The organism is Neobacillus bataviensis (assembly GCF_019969725.1).
In genome coordinates, this window is sequence record NZ_JAHXYW010000001.1 from 405,514 (window position 1) to 427,718 (window position 22,205).

Consider the following 22,205-nt stretch of genomic DNA (forward strand, 5'->3'; position numbering starts at 1 on the left):
TTTTTGCATAATTCCGCATTATTTTTACCGTAATGCAAAATTATTTTGCATTATTACGTTTTTTTTGATTAAATAAGTGCATAAAGGATTAAACAAAGGGAATGAAGTCATCGTGGAAAGTACAAATCAAACCATTCAATACTTACAATATTTAAATCGGATGTATAAACGGATATTAGATGAGGTCGATGTCGGGGTACATGCCGTCGACGAAACAGGCAAGTCGATTATTTATAATAAAAAAATGATGCAAATGGAATCCATGGATTTTCAAGACGTTATCAATAAAAAGTTATTAGATGTGTTCATGTTTAAGGATGACCAATCTAGTACTCTCGTAAAAGCACTACAGGAAGGCAAGGAAACTGCCAACGTTAAACAAACCTACTTTAATAATAAAGGCCAGGCAATCACAACGATAAACAATACCATCCCTATTTATCAGGGTGATGCCCTGCAAGGTGCTGTCGAGATAGCAAACGATGTGACAAAATTAGAACGTCTCATGAAAGGAAATTTGAATAAGGGGTCTACGAGGTATACCTTTGATAAAATTATTGGAAAAAGTCCTGCTATTCGAGAGGTTATCGAAGCGGCCACCCGCGCAAGCCGTACCTCTTCTTATGTATTAATTGTCGGCGAGACCGGCACAGGGAAAGAGCTTTTTGCCCAAAGCATTCATAATGCCAGCGGCCGGTTATCTGCTCCCTTTATCTCGCAAAACTGTGCAGCTTTACCTGACAATTTAATTGAGGGCCTGCTTTTCGGAACGAAACGAGGTGCGTTTACAGGGGCAACAGATCACCCAGGATTATTTGAACAAGCGGAAGGCGGCACGTTATTGCTTGATGAAATCAATTCCTTAAATTTAAATCTTCAGGCAAAATTATTGCGTGTTCTTCAAGAAAAAATGATACGGCGCATCGGGGATACCAAAGATACACCTGTTGATGTCAGAGTCATTGCCAATATAAATGAGGATCCGATTGATGCCATCGCCAATAATCATTTGCGAAAAGATTTATATTACCGCTTGGGTGTAGTGACCATCTTTATTCCGCCATTAAGAGAAAGAAAAGAAGATATACCGTTATTAGTGGAGCACTTTATTGAAAAATATAATGAACGCTTCCAAATGAATGTAAAAGGATTATCTGAGGAGGTTAAACAATCCTTCTTTGAATATGAATGGCATGGTAATGTCCGTGAATTAGAGCATATTATTGAAGCTGCAATGAACATTATAATGGATGAGGAAATTATTCGTTACTCCCATTTACCCTATCAATATCGCAGCAGAATGCAGCTGAAGGAGCGGATGATCCCCCTCTCAACTGTAGATACATTTATAAATGAAAATGCAGATACCACGGTTCCATTAAAGGACCAAATGGAATTATTTGAAAAATCTTATATCGAGCATGTCTTGAAAAAAAATGATTTTAATATCTCTAAAACGGCGGGCCTTCTAGGTCTAAGCCGGCAAAGCCTGCAATATCGGATGAAGAAATTAAACATTGAGAATAGCTAAAAAGATAACCACTAGGTAAAAAGTATTATAGATAAACTTATAAATTAGTCTGTTGATTGGAGCGGAGGGCACTCGACTCCTGCGGGATATAGAGGTCACTGGAGACCACGCAGGCGCCAAAGTGCCGAGGAGGCTCCAGGACCTCCCCGCGAAAGCGAGTGCCAGGAGCGGAGATCAACAGGCCAAATAGCAGCGACAATCAGTTAATAAAAAATTCAAGCAAAATAAAAAAATGCCGAGAAAAATATCCTTTCTTGACAATCTGACGCTCACAAAAGTGAGCGTTTTTACATATAAAATATTATCAAACAATAATAAAGAAGTTTGATAAATGGAAAATACAAGCATAAAAATTCCATTTTTCCCCCATACTAATGTAAAAAGATGAGGTGAATTAAATGGGACTTCTCAACTCATTTAACCAATGGAAAGAGACAAGATATCAAAATCATGTTTCAAATATGAAAGACCAAGGCAAATGTCCTGATTGCCAAGGCAGAGGCTATACAGTTTATCCTTATAATGAATTTGCATATTTTAATTCCTTTGAATGTCCAGGGTGTCAAGGCAGCGGCAATTATACGGACTGGGAGGAAATGAGATAATCCTTACAAAAACCTTTCACAGCTCTAAAAATAGAGCTGTGAAAGGTTTTTTAAATTAGTCCCATGCTAATTGCTTCTTTTATTTCTTTTTCTAATTCAGTCGAAATCTTCCCAAGGTGCAAGGCATCACGCAATTCTTCTTTTGTTAGTGCGGTTCCTTCATCGTCAATGGGTTCTGATATGACCACTTGGAAATCGTCCTGGAGTTCAATAATCGAGTCAAGTCCTAAGTATTGACTAATTTCCTGAAGATAATTTTCTTCTGCACTCATATCTTGTGAGGCTTTACGAATCTCACTGGAAGTTTTGTTAAAATCTTTTTTGGCATGCTTTAATTGTTTAAGAAAATTATTTTTGGCATGCTTTAATTGTTTAAGAAAATTATTTTTAGCATTGATTGTATCTTGAAGATAGTCATATTTGGCCTTCATTAACTGATATTTTAACTTTTTCTTTTCTTGGTGAATTTCTTCGACATATTGCTTTTTTAAGTCCTTAAGCCTTGCAAGAACCACTTCGAGACGCTTTGCCATAAATGTATTGATTTCATCAAGCCTTTGACTTAATTCATTCATTGTTTCTTCTACTCGTTTTAGATCCTTTTTCACTTGATCATATACTTCCTGTGTTTCTTCACCCCGATTAAATGCTTCTTCCGTTTTCAGAAACCGAACCTTGACATCCTCAAAAACCATTTTTCTTACTTCAAATTCTTCAAAAAGTCCTTTTTTAGCAGTGGCATAACTTTCTTTCACGTTCGTCGCTTCATCAATATATTTTTGCATCATTGAGGCGTATTTACTTTGATCCATCCCATAGTTCCCCCTTCATCGGCTAAAATATTTTTTTATAGTCGATTTCATCCGTTATTAATCAAAATATGCAACAAACCAAGTGAAGGTTTAATAGCCATGAATAAATGGGTTTACTTCATCTGATAAAAAGACCAGCATCTTAAGGATGCTGGCCAAAGGTATTAATTCTATAATATCCTATTTAAATGGCTTTCTTAATAAGACTTTTATAAGCATTTGAGGTTCTTACCTCAACGGTAAGAGAACCTTTTTTTACAATAGCTTTTAAGACAATCGGTACACCAGTGGTATTTTTAAATCGAAAATCCTTACCTCCGTAGGATACTGTAGCATCCCTTCCTTCAGGAACGTATCCTACATGAAGGGAATGATGATGCTTTTCAATATAGCTGACAGCTAGCTGATCAATGGCATTATACAGGGTTGAAGAAGTCTGACAAATCCCGCCGCCATAGCCATCGACTAATTTCCCATCCTGAATCTCAGGTGCTTTTTGATAGCCGTGGGCTGCATCACTTGGGCCAACGGTTGTATTATAAGAGAAGCTGTCTTGGACACCGATGATTATATTATTAATAGCAGCTGCGGATAAAGCAATGTTTTTTGACCTGCCAGCAATCCCGCTATTAAAATGGGTCGTATATGAAGCGACAACTGTCTCCCCTAAATGGGATACGTCTTCCACCTTATAACCACTGGCAGTTACATATAGCGGGACTTCTACATCGCCGCCTGTTTCTGAAAGCTGGAGGATCTTTTCTGTTAATTCATCCTCATCTAGAATGGTTTGAGGAGTTCCTTTAATAACCTGACCATTTGCATCCAATTTATCAAGAATCATTCTTTTATCATATCCAGGGCTATCTTTTGTTCCCCGTGCAAAATCCTTCGCCATTTTTGCTATTTCGGCTTTATATTTTTCAACGTCGGTTTTAAATCCCATATCCTTTGGAGAAATTGTTTTTATAACCGTTTTAGTACTCGGGTCGATAATATTAATAAAAACAGGTTTCTCTTCTTCTTGTTTTTTAGGTTCATCCTTCTTTACCATTTTCTTTTCTTGCTTTTCCGTTGCATGTGCTACCTTTTCTTTTGATGTTTGCAACGAACAGCCCGCCAATCCTATTAAACTGCTTGCTAATAAAAATGAAATTGCCCATTTTAATTTTTCCATTTCCCTCAGCTTTTCCCCTTTTGATTTTCGTCGTTTTAATCTTAGACGTTTTCACACACAATTTTGTTTCAAAAAAATTCCAAATTGCTGCTATGAAAATATGAAACTTGTATCTTTAGTTTTTAATTCTATCACTTTACCAAAAATAAAATAATGACAAAAGTACTAATAAGGAGAAAAAGTCATTATCTATTCTTCCCTATGAATATTTAAGGGCAATTTGTAAATATTAACATTAAACTGGAATTTAATTGGGGGTGCTAAAATGTCTGTGTATGTTTATCAGACGTTTGAAATCAAACAGGATAAATTTAAAGAAGGGATTGATAATTTAAAAGAGATTAAAAAATTTCGGAATGAAAATTATGACCATAAGGTTGAAATATTGACTCCCATATCCGGAGAAGACCATACATATGCACTACTATCGACCTATGAAGGATTAGCAGAAATGGAACTTCAAAATAAAAAGATGTTTGATGATGAAGAATATTTGAAGCTAATTGGTGACTTTTTTCTAGAAAATATCATTCAAGGCAGTATGTATACGCAAATATACAGAGCGTTAAATGAGATGAAATAAAAAATCAAAGTCCGGCATTATGTAAATAAGGTCGGGACTTTGATTTTTTATACTTATTGCACAAAATGGTCATTTCGAATCTAAGCGAAAAAGGGATAATTTTATTAGGCACTATACATAATGTATTTTATCACTTAGAATCATTTAACAATCGAAAACTAGGAAAAATCCTCTCCTCACTTTGGTAGAGACGAGATTTTTCATAGATAACCTCCTATTACGCCGCACCCTCTCCTTCGGCCGGATTTTGAGCTTTTTTTCGATCCATCATGTGTTTAATGAAGAATAATCCTGCTACCATTAGATAAGCATAGACGAAAGGCATTAAGGCAGGCTGGGCAATCGCAACAGCAGCTGAGTGGATAATGCCTAGGAATGATAATGTTGCTGCAATGACAGCGACAATGGCTGCCCGAATTGGTTGGTTTTTTATAGCAAAGATCGCTAAGCATCCCCACAATAAACTACTAAGTGGAGCACCATTACCTAGATGGAACATGCCGTTATAATAAACACCATGGTGTGACATTGCTTCAGCTGTTACTTTAGCCGCATTGGTTCCAGCGGAGGTTAAAACGTTATTGGCTAGTGATAAAGCCCAGTTCCCAATCCATGGAAACAAACAAATGAAGATAACCGGAACTTCCAATTTCGGACTTTCACGAACCACTTGGTTAGCGGTTACGATACCAACATATACAAGAATCGGCACGATGGCGGAAACCGGTATGACAGCTAATAACAATCCTCCAATACCAAAGAGGGAAATGACTAACATAGAGAGGCCAGTTGCGATAGAATATCCAAGACCTGCACCCATGGATTTCCAACCAGCATGACCAATATAAACAGTTACTGGATAAGGGTTACCGCATAAAGCACCAATAGAAGAGGAAATACCATTTGCAAGCATTACCCGGCGTGTTTTATAAGGGTCGCCGGCAGCATGTGCACTTTCAATGTTTTCTAGGTCAAAAATATAGTTAGATAATCCAAGTGGTACAGCTGAAGCTAAATATGGAAGTGCATGTGCAATGCCAGAGAATAAGCTGTCAGCATGGAAAGTAGGAGGGTTAAATCCTAACGTATTCAACGCTGCTGAAATGGCTTCAGGACTTTGCAAACCAAATGCCCACGCAAGAGCAGTACCAGCGGCAAGTAATAAAAAGCCTGTTGGAATCTTTGCGAAAATAGGTGATTTACCGAACCAGTTAATAAAAATAATGATTAGGACAACAAAAGCTACCACAGGAGTTTCAAAGGATTGGAGCATTGGATTCATAGCCAGCAGCAATAATCCAAGTCCAGATAAACATGATAAAAGGACAGTTCTAGGAACAAGTTTTCTTAGTGTGTCACCTAGGAAAGCACCAACGATTAAGATTAGGGCTTCAAATAAACACCAAACTAATGCAAGTGAAAATGCGAATTCAGCATTATTAGTTTCTTTAAATACCGGCAAAATGACTAAGAAAGTAACAGTAAAAATAGAAGGAGCACTAGGGCCTGATGGTAAGGCCGTAATATCATTTCTTCCTGTTTGTTTTGATAATAAATAGCCAAAAACAAAGTAACAGCAGCTTGCTAGAAAGACGCCGAGTCCAAATCCAGGGACAATTCTTCCATAAACTATTTCTTCTGGAAATCCGACGACAAACAGCAATAATGAAATCATCGTTAATAGATTGGTTAAATTGTTGGCAAGTAAGCCGAAATAGGCAGCCCAGTCGCCTTTTTTCCAAAATTTTAATGTCTGATCCATTCCAAATCACCTCTAATGAATTAATTATAAAAATTTGAAACCCTTTACATTAGGAATTGTATTCTCAAAAAGCTATTAATTCATCGTCCACGCATACCAAAAAGAACGCCTTTCATTTATACAAGTTATACAATAGAGTTTGTACAAAATATGTCTTCTAAGCTAGACTAAAAGAAACTCCGAAAATACGAAATGAATTATGTTATAATAACGAAAATTCAACTAGAAAAAGACTGGATTTACTATCATGATTGGACGTGTGGATAGGAATGAAGAAAACAGTAATATACAAGCAAATTGACCAATGTACCATTAAGGCTGATTTTTACGGAACGAGCATCGAGAACTCTCCAGTGGTTATTTATATTCATGGGGGCGGGCTGATTTGGGGAACAAGAGAAGAATTGACAGAAGAAATGATCCAGCTGTACACAGATAATGGGATATCCCTTTTTTCAATCGACTACCGTTTAGCCCCAGAGACAAAACTACTGGATATCCTTGAGGATGTTGAAGACGCACTTCTGTGGCTGCAAACAGAAGGTGCAAAGCGATTTTCTATTGATCCAAAAAGGATTGCAGTAGTGGGCAGTTCAGCCGGTGGATTTTTGGCACTTTCTACTGGGACATTTAAACATAAACCTCGTGCAATCGTCTCCTTCTATGGATATGGCGATCTATTAGGCAGCTGGGCAACAAGTCCGAGTAAATATTACCTTGAAAAGGACCTTGTTTCGAGAAACCTTGCTAACGCACTAGTTACCGATCAGCCAATTACAGAGGCATCTGTAGAGCAAAGATTCCTCCTCTATGTGTATGCAAGACAACACGGAGATTGGATTGAAGAAATCACTGGTGTTAATCCTGCTTTCAACAAAGAAGCACTCCGTCCTTTTTGTCCCAAACACAATGTTACGAAGGAGTACCCGCCAACACTTTTATTACATGGTACAAAAGATACGGATGTCCCTTACGAGCAGTCAGTTTTTATGAGAGCTGCTATTTTAAAACAGTCCGTCGAAGCAAAGTTAATTACGATCCCTAACGGAGAACATGTATTTGATAAAGAATTCGATAATCCCATTGTTCAAAGTGCACTAAAGCAAGTCATTGAATTTCTACATACTCACCTTACAGGTATAGAGTAGCACTAAAAAAAGGCTCTGTTAAACTTTGTTGTTGATTTGCGCTCCAGGTGCTTCGCTCCAATCAACTGTGTTAATAATCAACATTGCCATTTAACAGAGCCCAAAAAAAACGACTTTAACATTCATAAATTTGAATATTAAAGTCGTTTTTTATAAGTTTGTTACTTCTCGTTAAGCTTATGAAAATGCTCAAATAAGTAATCGCAATCATCTCTTGGTTCTACTTTAACCATTTTTATGACGCTATTATCTTCACCTTTTAAATATTTGCGCAGGTGCATATCTGAAAACCCATGCTTATCAGCATCTTCTTTTGTATTAACATAGTAAACCTCATTAATACCCGCCCAAATCATGACAGATACACACATCGGACATGGCTCACAAGTTGCATACATTACACAATCTGATAAATCAAAAGTCCCTAATTTTTTACAAGCTTCTCTAACAGCAACCAGCTCTGCATGTGCGGAAGGGTCTGTATCTCTCATCATTGTATTGCTAACAGCGGCAATGACTTCACCATTGCGTACAATTGTTGCACCAAATGGTCCGCCAATTTTTTTGTTCATTCCATCAATCGTTGCGTCTACCGCCATTTTAATGAAATCCATAGCTTTTTTCCTCCAAGTTTACTTTTACTCTGTTACAGGTCCAATATTTTCTTTTTTATTTATATAGAGTTTAAATGCTAAAAATCCTGCAATTAATAGATATCCCCAAACGAAAGGCATTGCAGTTGTTTGTGCAATTCCGATAGTGTTTGTATGAATGGCACCTACAAAGGTTAAAACAGCCCCGAGCATTGCGGCTATTATGCCTCCAATAGGCGTGTTACGGATCGTAAATATAGCTATACACCCCCAAAGAACACTGGTAATAGGTGCACCATTACCTAGAGCAACCAAGCCATCGTAGAAAAGTCCAGCATTATGCAGGGCAAGTGTAGAAACTTGATTGGCAGCATTTCCAACCGACATACCAGTAGCTGAAATTGCATTATTAACAGCCGTAAGGGCCCAAGTAGCCACCCATGGGAAGAAACATACAAATATTACTGGAACTTCAAATTGCGGACTGTTTTTGACAGCTTGATGCCCTGTTACAATCGCTATAAATACGAGCATCGGAACAATAGCCGCAATTGGGATAACAGCTAGCAACAGACCCATAAGACTTAAAATCGATAATATGAATATGGCAACAGAGCTAGCAATAGAATAGCCTATACCTGCACCAACTTCTTTCCAACCTGCATGACCTACATATACTGTTACTGGGAATGGGTTACCACAAAGGCCGCCTATAGCAGAACAAATACCGTTTGTAAGCATAACGTCTCTAGTTTTGTATTCATCTCCACAAACAGCAGCTGCTTCAACGTTTTCAAGATTAAAAATGTAGTTTGCCAGCCCTAGAGGTACAGCAGTTAATAAATATGGCAGAGCAGCATCAATATGATCAAAAAGCCCATTTAAATGAAGCATAGGAGGATTAAAGCCAAATGATTTCAGCGCTTCACTAACCTCAGCAGGACTTTGATATCCAAATAGCCAAGCAATTGCAGTTCCAATTACGATCAATAATAATCCCGTAGGTATTTTCTTCAATATTGGATGCTTACTTAACCAGTTCATGAAGATGATGGCAATTGCAACAAATGCCACAACAGGCATTTCAAACGATTGCAGCATTGGGTTCATACCCAAGAATACAAATGCCAAACCTGCTAAGGCTGCCAGCAATACAGTTCTTGGGACGAACTTTCTAAGAGTATCACCCAGGAATGCACCTATTATTAGCATGGTAGCTTCAAAGAAGCACCAAAGCACACCGACTGTTGTTGTGAAAGCAGCATCTTTTGTTTGATGATATAGAGGAAGCATAATAACAAATACTATAAGAAAAATACCAGGTGAACTAGAGCCTGATGGTAGTGCGGTAACATCTTTTCTACCTGTTTTCTTAGCTAGTTTATATGCAAAATAAGCAAAAACAAGGCCAGATAGAAGGACAGCAAAACCAAAGCCGGGAACAATTTGTTTAAAAACAAACTCTTTTGGCATACCAACTACAGTAAGTAATAATGAGATCATAACCAAAAAGTCTGTCAAAACATTAACGAACAAACCGAAGGAAGCTGCAAAGTCTCCTTTTTTCCATAAAGCTATATTTCCCATGTAAAAATCTCCTTAAAAAAGTATTCTTTCTTATTGCAGCTAAATTGAAAAATCATTAATTTTTTAAATCGTCATGAGTTTCTTTTTTTTTACAATATGGGTTCCTGCTTTTTCTTGAATCGCATCCTTTAGACTTTCAGGGTTTGTAATGATGACCCTCGAACCGCCCTTTTCCAAGAAGTTTATACTTGCTTCAATTTTGGGAAGCATGCTGCCTTGAGGAAAGTGGCCTTCTGCAACATACTGTTTTGTTTCTTCAATTGAAATATTTTCAAGCGACTGTTGATTTGGCTTACCAAAATGAATGCAAACTCTGGACACGCCAGTCGTAATAATCAAGGTATCTGCCTGAACTTGTTCAGCTAATAGGCTTGTTGCAAAGTCTTTATCAATAACGGCATCAACGCCCACATACTTATTGCTTGCTGCTTTAACGACTGGAATACCGCCGCCGCCGACAGCAATGACAACAAAACCGGCCTCAATTAAGGTTTTAATTGCGTCTTTTTCTACAATATCAATTGGTTTCGGTGATGGTACCACTCTTCTGTAGCCGCGGCCGGAGTCTTCAATAAAGATCCAATCCGGATGTTCCTTCTTCATTTCTTCCGCTTGTTCAGAAGTAAAGAATGAACCTACAGGCTTTGTTGGATTTTCAAAATTCGGGTCATCCGCACTAACTGCAACCTGTGTAATAACAGTTGCCACTTTTTTGTTAATGCCTCTTTTGGCAAATTCATTAATCAAAGCTTGTTGAACTTGATAACCGATTCCGCCCTGGGTTTCGGCGCCGCAATTGACCAGGGGCACTTCCGGCATTCCGGCAATTTCATTGGCTATTTCAGATCTTCTTAGACCGAACCCTACCTGCGGGCCGTTACCATGTGTAACAACTACGTTTAAGCCTTCGGCAACCATATCAGCGATATTTACTGCCGTTTCGCAGACGGCTTCATATTGATCTTGAACGGAATCACGTCCATTTTCGCGGACTAATGAATTCCCTCCGATTGCGACAATCACTAATTTTTCCACTGCGTTCTCTCCTATCAGTTTTCTAGTTGTTTAATAATTTAATAGACTGCTCTTTATGAAGATGATATAAAGGGTTCGATGGGTCATGTTTAATGGCATTCTCAATTGCTTCTATCGCTTCAATATGTCTCCCTAATGATCTGAGACTGTTAGCCTTGTGGAAGGAGAAATCATAGCGATGTGGCTGCATGGCAAGCAGCTTATCCATTTCCCTTACTGCTTCCTCATGTCTGCCCAATTCTCTTAAATAATTGGATTTGTGGTAACGGTAAAACGTTTCATCAGGGTTTAATTCACAAGCTTTATCATATTCTGTAAGCGCTTCCTCAGTTTTGTTCATTAATCTTAAGCAATTTGCTGTATAGAAATAGAAATCAAGATCATTGGAGTTGATTACTAAAGCTTTGTTGTACTCTTCCAGCGCTTCTTCGTATCTCTTTAGTTCTTGCAAGCTATATCCTTTGTAGTAATAATAATCAAGAGTGCTTGGGTCCTCTGAAAGAGCTTGATTGATTACTAGGATTGCATCTTCAAAGCTATTTTCTTTATATAGCTTTTTGGCAGTTTGAATCGCTTGGTTATCTTCTTGATATTCCTTTTTAAGAATTTTAACTACTTTATCCTGCTTTAATTCTTCGGCATGCTGAAGGGATGATTTTCCGTCTCGATCTGGCAAATTCACATCTGCCCCAGCTTTCACAAGAACTTCAATAATGTTAGAGTATAATCGGCCTCCATTACCCAAAATCACAGATTCTAGAAGTGCTGACCAACCTAAATTATTCACATGATTGACAGGAACTCCTGCATCTAAGCATACTTGAACTGTCTTTAAATACCCTTTCTCACTTGAAGGTAATAGGGCTGTACCTCCAAAGCGATTGACACTTTCAAGGTCCGCTCCATACTTTAACATCAGGCTAAGAATTTCATGAAAACCATTTGCACCAGAACAAATGAAAGGAGTTAGCTGGGTAATATCTCTGGTATTTACATCACTGCCTGCTTCTAACAACAGTTTTACAGTATTTGATTGATTTTTTTGAGTTGCCGCCATTAACGCTGTCCGGCCATTTTCATCTTTAAAATCAACACTGGCGCCGTCCTGTAGTAATCTTCGTACAGCTTCTGCATCTCCCTGTTCACTTGCATAGATAAGTTCCATATTTAAGGATCTATTCTCCATTTTTAACCGCTCCTGTTCTAATATCACCAACACTGCTCCAATGACGCATTTGGGGAGGTTACCAAAACCAAATTATCAAGGTTTCGGATATCGCCTTCCCCAATACGTGTAATTGATTAATGAATATTTTCGCTTAAGGCCAACATTGCTTTCTCAAAAGACTCTACTGGTGGATGGGTAATCCCCGCACCAATCATTCCAATACCTGCCTCTTTATGGGCAATTGCAGTATTTATAATTGGCATAATTCCGGTTTGAACAACCTTTCGAACATCAATTCCAGTTGGAATACCCATAAAATCAAGTAAAGGAATTGTCACGTTAGGGTTTTGCGCTGTGGTGATTTCTTTCATTTTAGTTGTAAAACCGATCGCTTCTTCCACGGTACCACCCACTAATGCCACAATTGCTGGAGCAGTTGCCATTGCAAATCCGCCGAATCCATAGGTTTCAGTGATAGCACTATCACCGATATCAAGTCCGGAATCCTCCGGCTTGTAACCAGCAAACATTGGACCAATTACTTTTTGTGCTGGACCAGTAAACCATGTGTTTCCTGCCATTCCACTGACACGGATTCCGAATTCCACACCGTTACGAGCCATCGTTGTCACAATGGTACTATTTTCAATACCATGAGCTGCATCTAGGGCACATTTCGCCATTGCCATCCAGGTTGGGCCGGAGAAATAATCGCTGCTTGCTACAAAATCCAATACTTCCTTCTTCTGCTCGATTGTGTAATCTGTTTGCAAAATATAAGGAGCTAATGCTTGTATTAATAGAGTTGTTCCAGCAACATTCCGGTTGTGGCACTCATCTCCCATATGAAGGGCCTGTGCAAGCATCAAACGTAAATCAATGCCCTCTGAATTTAGTTTCATAGCATCTCTTAAAATAGGACCAAATACATCGCGCATCCAAACTAAACGATCGATAACACTCTGATCATTAGCGCCCATTCTAAGAATTTTTGCTAGCTGTTCACTTAAGTTTGTATAGGCAATATTGCCATATGTTTTGTTCTCAACGATATGCATGAACATTGATGCAGAAGTAACGCCAGCCATAGAACCAACACAGTTGTGTTCGTGACATGGTGAGAATGTAATTTCACCAGATGCAGCAAGCTCAGCTGCTTCCGCTAAATTCTTGGCCAAGCCTTCAAATACCAACGCACCGGTAACAGCCCCCTTCATCGGACCATTCATTTTATCCCAAGTGATTGGAGGTCCGGCATGAAGAATGGTTGTTTTTGTCATACCAGGAACACAGTTAATCGCTTGATCATAACCAATTAATACTGGCTGCGAATTTATAATTCTTTCAACTGCTAATCTATTAGCTTCTTCAATTTTTTGCATAATAGCTGGATTTTCAAGTTTATCAAGAGCCGCAATTAAAGCAGGATTCCCCCTACCAGGAGGTGTCCAATCTAAATGAATGACTTGTGCACCTTGTTGTAATAAATCATCTTTGAATGACTCAATTCCTACATTGACAACATGTGGCTTACTTTTAAAAAGTTCATTAATCTTACTCATGACTATTCTCCCTTCACAACAAATTCACGAGCCAATAAACCTGCATTCTGCATGCTGCTTGCATGAGTTACATCAGCAGCCAACAGTTTATTTATTTGCTCTTCATAATCTTGCGGATCTAATTCTGTACCAAGTACATATCCAATGATTTCTAAATGTCTTCCTTCTTGTTCCGCCTTCTGTTTTGCTTCTATAATGGCAGGAAGGAATGCTCCGACTGGATCTTCGTGAGCACCGTAGCCTAAAACAAAGTCCATTACGATTACACCAACGGATGGATCTTTTGCCTCTTGAATAAACCTTTCTAGACGAGTAGACGGATCAATCATTGGGTGCGGCTTACCTTGCGTGTATTCATCATCGCCAAAGTCGATAAATGTATGCTCCTGGCTTGTATATCTATCTTTCAAACGAAATTCTGGATTTCTTTGAATGTTACTGTAAACATTGTCAAACTTCTCCATTGCCGCATGCATTGCTTCATCAGCCAACGTTCCGCCGCTGAAAAGTCCACGAATATATTTCTGTTCCGCAGTTAACTTTGTGCGAACTTCTTCAATAAGCGGAATATTTAATGCTCGTTTGTTTAACTTGCTTTCATCTGCTCCAGCTAAAAGTACTGCTTTAAGTGCAGCTTCTTTGGACATTTTTGCAAAATGGGCGCCCGCAGCAGTAATTTTTTCTTCATCACCGCCAACAAACCAAACGACAACCGGTTTTTTACATAATTTAATTTTTGCTAACACTTTCTCTTCTACGCTAGATGCAGGCGGCTTTGAAACAAGAACGATTACATTTGTTTCTTCATCGTCTTCAAGTGCTTGAATACCATCAAGCATCATGATTCCTCCTACCTCTTCTTTCAAATCTCTTCCACCTGTACCGATCAATTGGGAAATTCCGCCACCAAATTCGTGGATGCGTACGCTTACCTCTTGGCTGCCAGTTCCAGATGCCGCAACAATACCGATGTTTCCTTTTCTTACAGCATTTGCGAAGCAGAGGGCTGTATTGCCGATAATTGCTGTTCCACAGTCAGGGCCCATCATTAATAAACCTTTTTCATGAGCTAAATTCTTTAATTGAATTTCATCTTCGATGCTTACATTGTCGCTGAACATCATGACATGTAAATCATTCTCAAGAGCTTTTCTTGCTTCTCTGGCTGCATATGCCCCATTTACAGCAATAATCGCCAAGTTCGCATCTTCGTTATTTTCGGCTGCCGCGGAAATCGTAGAATATTTAATATCACTTTTCCCTTTTTTGCCTGAATCTTTTTTAGTAAATAAATCATTAATTTTTGCGAAAGCGTTTTCGCAAAGTTCGTCAGTTTCAGCTTTTACTACAATGATTAAATCACTTGTGCCAGCTGCCTCCACTTCAGTTGTCATTAAACCGACATTTTTCATAACCTCTTTATTCATTTCTGTTCCCATTGCAATAATGGCCTGTTCCACACCATCAATTTGATTTGCTTTCGTTGATAGCGACATTAAAGAAACTGAATCGAAATATGTGTTTGGCTTAATTAAGGCTTGAACTAACATAGTTTACCTCCTGCTTTTATATTGGCTTCTAATCCGCAGACAAGTCCTAGGGCTAGATCTGTCCCAGATGAAGAACCGATGTTTAATACTTTATTTAAAGAGAGAATTAAGTCATCCTCATTCCCAATTAACAAGGAGTTAACCAATGAAATGATAGACTCTCTCACTTTACCAATGGATGCTTGCTTTAACGCTGAATAACTGATGTCATTCGTTAATGGTTTGGCTTTCTTTGTTACTTTTTCACAAAATGACCTGTGTTCAAAAAGGGGACTGTGCGCCATATGAAAGGTTATAAATAATCCAGTTAAGAAATCATCCCCTGATGGTGTCAACCCAGGTCCAAGTCCTACCAATGAAACGGCATGTTTAATTGCAAGGTCTATTCGATTCATGGCTAAATCATTTAAAAGAGATTTAGTTCGCTGTTCAAGCATTTTGCACGTTTCAGCTTCAAATGGGTTTAAGGGTTTTGGGCATTTTTTTATCCCTCCGCCTTTACCTTGACAATCAATGTATTTCCTTGCCCTCCTAACATTGTGAAGGAGGAATTCTTCATTGTTTGGATACGGCGGCAGAAGGCTTTCCCTTGTAATTGCTTGACTAATATTTAAGGCGAGTTTATTTGAGATGTATAAGATTTTATCTTCCACAAACACCCTGTCATTTACCTCAATGTTCCATTGACTAGTATTTTCTGTATCAACAATTAACGTATTGGGTGCATTATCAATAGATCTGCATGCAATCGTGAATAACTCGCCACTATCGAAACATTGAATATTAAAGGTCCGCTTAAATACACTATGAACAAATCCTAAGAAATTAGAGCCATTTATTCTCTTGATAAAATCGACATCACCAGATAATATATTTCTCACGAAAAACACCTCATAGATCCAGACTTTTTAGCTCTAATTTCTAATATTCAAATTGAACCCCCTTACAATTTCATTTGACAATTTAAAACCCTTACATGATTATTTTAGTAATAATGCATAAGACAGTCTTCGTTTAATCAAACCAAAAAGCTCTATTTTCATTTGTGCATCGTGCACAATGAAATGTGTGGAATTTTTGACAAGGGAGAGGTAAGGATTGCTTCGAGTTAAAGATCTTTTTGAAATAAAAGCTATCGATGGTTTAAAAATAGTGGCAGGAGAAAAAGGAATTAATAATGAAATATCATTGGTTAACATCATTGAAAATCCAGAGGCCTTTGATTGGCTTTCACCTAATGAACTTCTATTATCAACTGGATACATTTTTAAAGATGATACAGAATTACAAATTAGAATACTTAACGAACTTTCACAAATCAATTGTGCTGGCCTTATTGTAAAAATGAAACGATACTTCGAGACTCTGCCGCAAGCTATGATCGATCACGCTGACAAGTTAGGGCTGCCATTAATCGAGTTACCCTTTGAATATACATTATCAAGAGTTATTTCTATCATTAATGAAAAGGCTTCTGGAAGATACGACCTCTTGAATAGAAAAACATTGGACATGCATAACTTGTTTTTTAGAATTACCCTTGAAGGCGGTGGAATTGAGAAAATTTCATCAATGCTGTCGGAAACAATTAATAATCCGATTATTTTAGTAGACAATGATTGGAAATTACTACATTATACTGAGCATGTCGATAACAAAATCCCGCTCGCCTATTGTCTTGATTTAGTCAAAAACAGATCTGTATTCAAAAATGAATTCATCGAAACCATTCCACACAACATCAGTGAAATGAAGAAATCCATTAATCGGATGTATCGTTTAGAAGGGATGGAAATAAAATGCCGCATTCTTCCTGTTGCTGTATCCAATAATATTTATGGGTATTTAGTTGTTTGGCAGACAGTCCGTGAATTATCGGAGTTTGACTTTATTATTTTAGAACAGGCGTCAACCAATATGGCGCTAGAAAGGATTAAAGCAAAGGAAATCGAGGAAGTAAAATTAAAAATTAGGGAAGATTTCTTTGATGATTTATTAACTGGAAAAATAACCTCCAGTGAAACCATCCAGACCTTGAGTGAATTGCATGGACTAAATTCTAGTTATAAATACTATTGTATCGTCATTGATATTCAGTCAAAGGAATTGGACAAATATATTGACTTCATTGCACGAAAAGTCCAATTGGAAATCCGAACCAGAAAATGTGTGGACTTAATCTATGATCATTCAAATTTAGCAAACGGGGAGATTACTTGTTTTTATCGAAATAACCGCATTATCATTTTAATTGGTCAGAATGAACATAGACCGCCGATTACTGTAGTCGAAGCGAAGCTTTACGGTTCAAAAATTTATGATATTCTCAAAAAACAACTGAATGATACCATCCTACTAATTGGAATTGGAAGGCAGTATGAAAAGATCCATTCGCTGCACAAAAGTTTTTCAGAAGCTAATGAATCCTTAAGGCTGATGCAAAAATTTGATGAACGCGGCGGGATATCTCATTTTGAAGATCATTCCGTTTATTATTTCCTGGATTCCAATATTAAAGATCTAGAATTAGAGGACTTTTTTATGAAGCATCTTGGAAAAATCTATGAACATGATCAATTACACGGAACCGGTTATCTTTATACATTAGAGAATTATTTTTCAAATAATCTTAATACCAGTGAAACAGCAAAAGCAATGTTCTTACACAGAAATACGCTCATTTACAGGATTGAAAAAATAAAGGAGATCTTGAATACCGATTTAAAAAATTCAGAGGAACTGCTGCAGATTCAACTTTCTTTAAAGATATTTAGACTTTTAAATAAAAACTTGCGATTAGATTCAAAATGAATGGTCCCGTCCAAATTCTAGACGGGACCTTTTACTATAACACTTATTGGAGTTGACCAAATACCACTTTCCCTTTAAAGATAACAGCCTCACGTTTTGGTGTTCTGGCAACGGCTTCTGCTGAACAAGAAGCATTTAATAGAACAAGGTTGGCATCCTCGCCATTAAGCGGCCAGGCCATTTCTCCATTTTTAGTTAATGGTGTTGGTCCGCCTGTTGCAAATTTTAACGACTGGGCAAGCGAACGTTCATCACTTTTCCGATAAAGCTCACAATACTTTGTTACTTTTTCTAATAGATCCCCTGTTCCGTATGGGCCCCATGAGTCATAGAAGCCATCACAGCCAAGGAAGACATTGACACCCTTCTGTTCAAATAACTCGATTGGCGGTAATGTTCTGTTTATAGGGATAGTGGACATGATTGACATACCTAAATCACTTAATTTATCAGCAATTTCTTCTTGCTGCGGGAGCGGAACATCACCTAAACAAAAGGCATGGCTGACAGCAACGCGATTGTACCATTTTGCGTCTGCTGCCAATTCTGCTAATTTATCGACTGTATAAAAACCAACATGGCCGCCGTCATGCAAATGAATATCAACATCAGCATCAAATTCTACTGCAAGGTTCATAACCTCATAAAGAGACTTTTCGATATTATGATCAATTCCGGCTGGGTCTAAGCCGCCAACTAGATTCGCACCTGATCTCATCGCCTCTCTCATTAGCGGTAGGACATTCTCTCTTAAAAGTCCGTGCTGTGGGAAGGCGACAATTTCATAGGTTAGTCTATCTGAATAATCCTCAAGAGCTGCTTTGACGCCCTCTAAATTTTTTAAACCGATATAGGGGTCAATATTTACATGAGTGCGAATATGTGAAGCACCTTGTGATAGCAGTAAGTCGATCATGGCGCTTGCCCGCTGTTTAGTGGTTGAAGCCAATTCCGGTAGCTCCATCGCTTCCAGACGTAATCGTTCTTCCAAATTCTTGGCTGGTATTGGGGCTTTCCAATTTAGTGAAAGATAGGTTTTATCTAAATGGTTATGCATTTCTTTAAAAGTTGGCACGGCCAAATATCCTTTCCCATCAACCGTTTTCTCGCCGGATGTTATGGGAAAACGGTTCTTCTGCTTTTCGACTATTTTTCCATCTTGTATTTTTAAATGAAAAAGTTCTGTCTTTGTTTCATAGACTCCCTTTTCATCCTGGAAGTAGCCTGTTTCTAACCGTACATTTTTTAACCAATATGAGGTTGTCATTGTATCTCCTCCTTATATGTCTCTTTTAAAATTGCTGTTGATTTGCACTCCAGGCGCTTCGCTCCAATCAACAGGGTTAATAATATAATTTCAGCGTTTAACACAGCCTACATCTTAAACTCGTACTGAATCCGTTTCTGTCAGCTTGCTTTCCACTTTTTTCCCTTTGAAAAACAACGCTTCTACGGTTGCTCTTCTTGCAACTGCTTCTGCTGAACATGATGCATGGACGAGCATCATGGTTGCCTCATCGCCAACCTTTGGCCAGACGCGCTCTCCTTTTTCATTAAGTGGCGTCACACCGCCAGTTCCGTACTTAAGGACAGTAGATAAAGAATATTCGTCGCTCAATCTGAATCTTTCGGCAAGAGTTCCTAGCTTTTGGATTGTATTGCCTGTCCCGAATGGGGACCAATGATCCGTAATACTATCATGGCCAACAGAAACGGGAACACCTAATTTATCTAGAGTTGGAATCGGAATCGTCGCCCGATTAATCGGTACTGTCGTAGTCACATCCATCTCTTGATCTTTTAAAATAGCAGCCATTTCCGTAAGTGCTTCCCCATTTAAATCGCCTAATGCAATCCCATGGCTAACGGTGGATCTTCCTTTTAACCCTGCTTCCTTTGTATAATGTGCCATCCTTTCAAAAGTAAATGCCCCTAAGGTGTTGGGATCATGAAGATGAATGTCGACGCCTTTATTATTTTCAACCGCAATATCAAAGATGGTAAATAGGGATTTTTCGATATTACGGTCCACTGTTGCAGGGTCAACCCCGCCAACTAATGTGGCGCCATTCTTCATGGCATTCCGGATGAGCTGCACTGAATCACTTTTTAATAGTCCATGCTGTGGAAATGCGACAATATCATAGGTGAGCACATCCTCGTATTTTTTCAAGGCATTTACAGTTGCCTCTAAATTTTTCAAACCGATAACGGGATCCACATTACAATGGGTGCGAATATGGGTATGTCCGTTTTTCAATAATAATTCAATCATTTTCTCAGCCCGTTCTTGAGCCGTTGGAAGCAGCTTCGGAAGTAATTCTTTCTCCTCTTCCAATCTAGTAAAAATACCGTTGGTGATAGGTGTACAGGCTTTCCATGGTCCGCCATAATATGTTTTATCGATATGGATATGCATGTCCCTTAAGGAAGGAAGCAGAAGCATACCATTAGCATCCTTTTGCTTTACGTCCATTTCAGGCTTTATATTTGTAATTTCAGTAATGGTTCCGTCTTTAATCTTTAAGTGGCAAAGTTCGGTCTCTGTACCGGAAATACGATCATTTTCATATGTAAATCCTTTTTCTAAGCGGACATTTGTCAGCCAAAATGTTGTCATCCCAATTCCTCCTAATTTAAATTAGGAAAAGTACTTTTTTTTCAAAAGTACTTTTCCCTTTTCTTATTTTATGACTACATCATCAATCATTAAATAACTTGCAGCATTTAACCAGAATCCACTTACATTTTTACTATAGGCAGCGATATGCTCGTAGTTTCGGATTGGAACATAAACGGCATCGTCAATTTCCTTCTGCATAACTTCTTCATAAAGTTTTAAACGCTTTTTCTCATCTGTTTCTCTTCGTGCGTCTTCAATCATTTTGTCTACATCAGGATTGCTATAGTAGAAATGGTTTCCTGGAGGTCCCTGAGATGCTGAATGGAATAGGTTATATTGGTTGTAATCTCCATCTCCTGTTGCATTTCCCCAACCGCCAATCGCCATGTCGTGCTCACCTTTTTCAATCATACCGATATATGCGCCATACTCCATAACTTGGATTTTCACATCTACGCCAATCCCTTTTAACTGAGATTGAATAACTTCTGCCATATTGATACGTTCTTTTCGGTCACTCGTTAATAATGTCACTTTAAGGCCTTTTTCATAGCCAGCTTCTTTTAATAGTTTCTTTGCTTCGTTTAAATCATAGTCATATGGCTTAACTTTATCACTATAGCCAAACACTTTCGGGCTCATCGCTACATTTGCAAGCGTTCCTACATTATTATAGACACCTTTGATAATGGCTTCTCTTTCAATCGCGTGGCTGATTGCCTTACGAACTCTTACATCATCAAATGGCTTTTTCTTTACATTGAATCCAAGATATTCAACAGCTAGTCCCTCTGTACGGTAAAGAGCCATTTTATCAGAGGCTTCAATGCGATCAATTTCTGTTACAGGTACTTGGTCATTGATTTGTGCTTCTCCTGTTTCAATCATGGCAAGACGAGTAGCATCTTCAGGTACAACCTTGAATACAACACGATCAATATTAGGTTTTTTGCCCCAATAGTTTTCATTTTTCTTTAAGGAAATTTCTTGTCCTGTCTTCCAAGACTCGAACACAAAAGGCCCTGTCCCAACTGGATGCTGAGATAATGAATCCGGATTTTCTGCCAAAGCTTTTGGACTAATAATACTTCCCTCATTACTTGCCAGAATAGATAGAAGTGGCGCATACGGATATTCAAGGATTAATTGAACCGTGTTTTCATCCACAACTTTCACTTCTTTAATCATTGAAAACTTTTCGCGCTGCGGTGAAGCTGTTTTCGGATCGAGCAACCGATCAAAGGTTTTTTTAACAGCATCTGCATTAAATGGTGCACCATCGTGGAATTTTATGCCTTCTCTTAATTTAAATTCCCAAGTAGTACCATCGATCACTTTCCACTCTTTCGCTAATAATGGTTGAATTTTAAAATCTTTATCTGGTTCAACCAGGCCCTCATAAACCTTTTGATAAACAATATTTGCGGAAGGTATATCGGTAATAAAATGCGGGTCTAGCTTAGTTGCATCAGAAAGCCTGACTACGGTTAGGGTTCCGCCTTGCTTTGGCCCTTCTTGTTTATTTGCTGACTCATTAGATGTAGATGGTTTTGTAGAACATGCTTGAGCAATCATCAGCATTAATCCAATTAATACAAATAGAATGCCATTTTTAATGGTTCGTCTTTTTCTCTCCATTTTCCCCTGCTCCTTTGTTG

18 protein-coding genes are annotated in these 22,205 nt (G+C 38.2%); 5 read left to right on the forward strand and 13 right to left on the reverse strand.

Annotated elements, in window-relative coordinates:
• The first annotated feature begins 160 nt into the window (after positions 1-160).
• Positions 161-1,531, forward strand: a complete 1,371-nt coding sequence (locus LC455_RS02075) for a sigma-54 interaction domain-containing protein (RefSeq protein WP_223588664.1) — start codon at positions 161-163, stop codon at positions 1,529-1,531.
• Positions 1,532-1,929: 398 nt separating this feature from the next.
• Entirely contained in the window at positions 1,930-2,136 is a 207-nt protein-coding gene (locus LC455_RS02080; protein WP_223587900.1) for a methionine aminopeptidase, read from the forward strand.
• Between the two features lie 50 nt (positions 2,137-2,186).
• Here the strand turns inward: LC455_RS02080 and LC455_RS02085 are convergent, their stop codons facing one another.
• Positions 2,187-2,948 (reverse strand): hypothetical protein, encoded by a 762-nt coding sequence (locus LC455_RS02085; protein WP_223587901.1) that lies wholly within the window; start codon positions 2,946-2,948, stop codon positions 2,187-2,189.
• A gap of 184 nt (positions 2,949-3,132) precedes the next feature.
• Positions 3,133-4,125 carry a VanW family protein gene (locus tag LC455_RS02090; RefSeq protein WP_223587902.1) on the reverse strand — a complete coding sequence of 331 codons (993 nt, stop codon included), beginning with the start codon at positions 4,123-4,125 and terminating at the stop codon, positions 3,133-3,135.
• A gap of 265 nt (positions 4,126-4,390) precedes the next feature.
• On the opposite strand from LC455_RS02090, the gene LC455_RS02095 reads away from it, so the two are divergent.
• Complete coding sequence (locus LC455_RS02095) at positions 4,391-4,708, forward strand: hypothetical protein (RefSeq protein ID WP_223587903.1); 318 nt, start codon at positions 4,391-4,393, stop codon at positions 4,706-4,708.
• 217 nt (positions 4,709-4,925) lie between these two features.
• Here LC455_RS02095 and LC455_RS02100 read toward each other — a convergent pair whose 3' ends face one another.
• Complete coding sequence (locus tag LC455_RS02100; RefSeq protein ID WP_223587904.1) at positions 4,926-6,470, reverse strand: xanthine permease; 1,545 nt, start codon at positions 6,468-6,470, stop codon at positions 4,926-4,928.
• Between the two features lie 269 nt (positions 6,471-6,739).
• Here LC455_RS02100 and LC455_RS02105 point away from each other — a divergent pair, with 269 nt between their 5' ends.
• Entirely contained in the window at positions 6,740-7,618 is an 879-nt protein-coding gene (locus LC455_RS02105; RefSeq protein WP_223587905.1) for an alpha/beta hydrolase, read from the forward strand.
• A gap of 161 nt (positions 7,619-7,779) precedes the next feature.
• Here the strand turns inward: LC455_RS02105 and LC455_RS02110 are convergent, their stop codons facing one another.
• From LC455_RS02110 to LC455_RS31635, 7 genes are all read right to left on the reverse strand, one after another.
• On the reverse strand, positions 7,780-8,232 hold the full coding sequence (locus LC455_RS02110; protein WP_223587906.1) for a nucleoside deaminase: 453 nt from the start codon (positions 8,230-8,232) through the stop codon (positions 7,780-7,782).
• 24 nt (positions 8,233-8,256) lie between these two features.
• Positions 8,257-9,798 (reverse strand): xanthine permease, encoded by a 1,542-nt coding sequence (locus LC455_RS02115; protein WP_223587907.1) that lies wholly within the window; start codon positions 9,796-9,798, stop codon positions 8,257-8,259.
• A gap of 63 nt (positions 9,799-9,861) precedes the next feature.
• Positions 9,862-10,833: a carbamate kinase gene (gene arcC, locus LC455_RS02120; protein WP_223587908.1), complete on the reverse strand. Its 972-nt coding sequence runs from the start codon at positions 10,831-10,833 to the stop codon at positions 9,862-9,864.
• Between the two features lie 22 nt (positions 10,834-10,855).
• Positions 10,856-12,019 (reverse strand): ankyrin repeat domain-containing protein, encoded by a 1,164-nt coding sequence (locus LC455_RS02125; RefSeq protein WP_223587909.1) that lies wholly within the window; start codon positions 12,017-12,019, stop codon positions 10,856-10,858.
• A 116-nt stretch (positions 12,020-12,135) separates the two neighbouring features.
• On the reverse strand, positions 12,136-13,563 hold the full coding sequence (locus LC455_RS02130; RefSeq protein ID WP_223587910.1) for a DUF1116 domain-containing protein: 1,428 nt from the start codon (positions 13,561-13,563) through the stop codon (positions 12,136-12,138).
• A gap of 2 nt (positions 13,564-13,565) precedes the next feature.
• The gene (gene fdrA / locus LC455_RS02135; protein WP_223587911.1) at positions 13,566-15,113 is read right to left on the reverse strand and encodes an acyl-CoA synthetase FdrA; all 1,548 of its coding nucleotides are present in this window, start codon (positions 15,111-15,113) and stop codon (positions 13,566-13,568) included.
• Positions 15,107-15,994, reverse strand: coding sequence for a DUF2877 domain-containing protein (locus LC455_RS31635; protein ID WP_223587912.1), 888 nt, complete (start codon positions 15,992-15,994; stop codon positions 15,107-15,109). Before LC455_RS31635 ends, fdrA begins: the two co-directional genes overlap by 7 nt.
• 217 nt (positions 15,995-16,211) lie before the next feature.
• Here LC455_RS31635 and LC455_RS02145 point away from each other — a divergent pair, with 217 nt between their 5' ends.
• Positions 16,212-17,924, forward strand: coding sequence for a PucR family transcriptional regulator (locus LC455_RS02145; RefSeq protein WP_223587913.1), 1,713 nt, complete (start codon positions 16,212-16,214; stop codon positions 17,922-17,924).
• A 43-nt stretch (positions 17,925-17,967) separates the two neighbouring features.
• Here LC455_RS02145 and LC455_RS02150 read toward each other — a convergent pair whose 3' ends face one another.
• The 3 genes from LC455_RS02150 to LC455_RS02160 form a co-directional block, all read right to left on the reverse strand.
• Positions 17,968-19,191: an amidohydrolase family protein gene (locus LC455_RS02150; protein ID WP_223587914.1), complete on the reverse strand. Its 1,224-nt coding sequence runs from the start codon at positions 19,189-19,191 to the stop codon at positions 17,968-17,970.
• Between the two features lie 114 nt (positions 19,192-19,305).
• Positions 19,306-20,544, reverse strand: a complete 1,239-nt coding sequence (locus LC455_RS02155) for an amidohydrolase family protein (protein WP_223587915.1) — start codon at positions 20,542-20,544, stop codon at positions 19,306-19,308.
• Between the two features lie 63 nt (positions 20,545-20,607).
• Complete coding sequence (locus tag LC455_RS02160) at positions 20,608-22,185, reverse strand: glutathione ABC transporter substrate-binding protein (RefSeq protein ID WP_440446370.1); 1,578 nt, start codon at positions 22,183-22,185, stop codon at positions 20,608-20,610.
• Positions 22,186-22,205 lie beyond the last annotated feature (20 nt).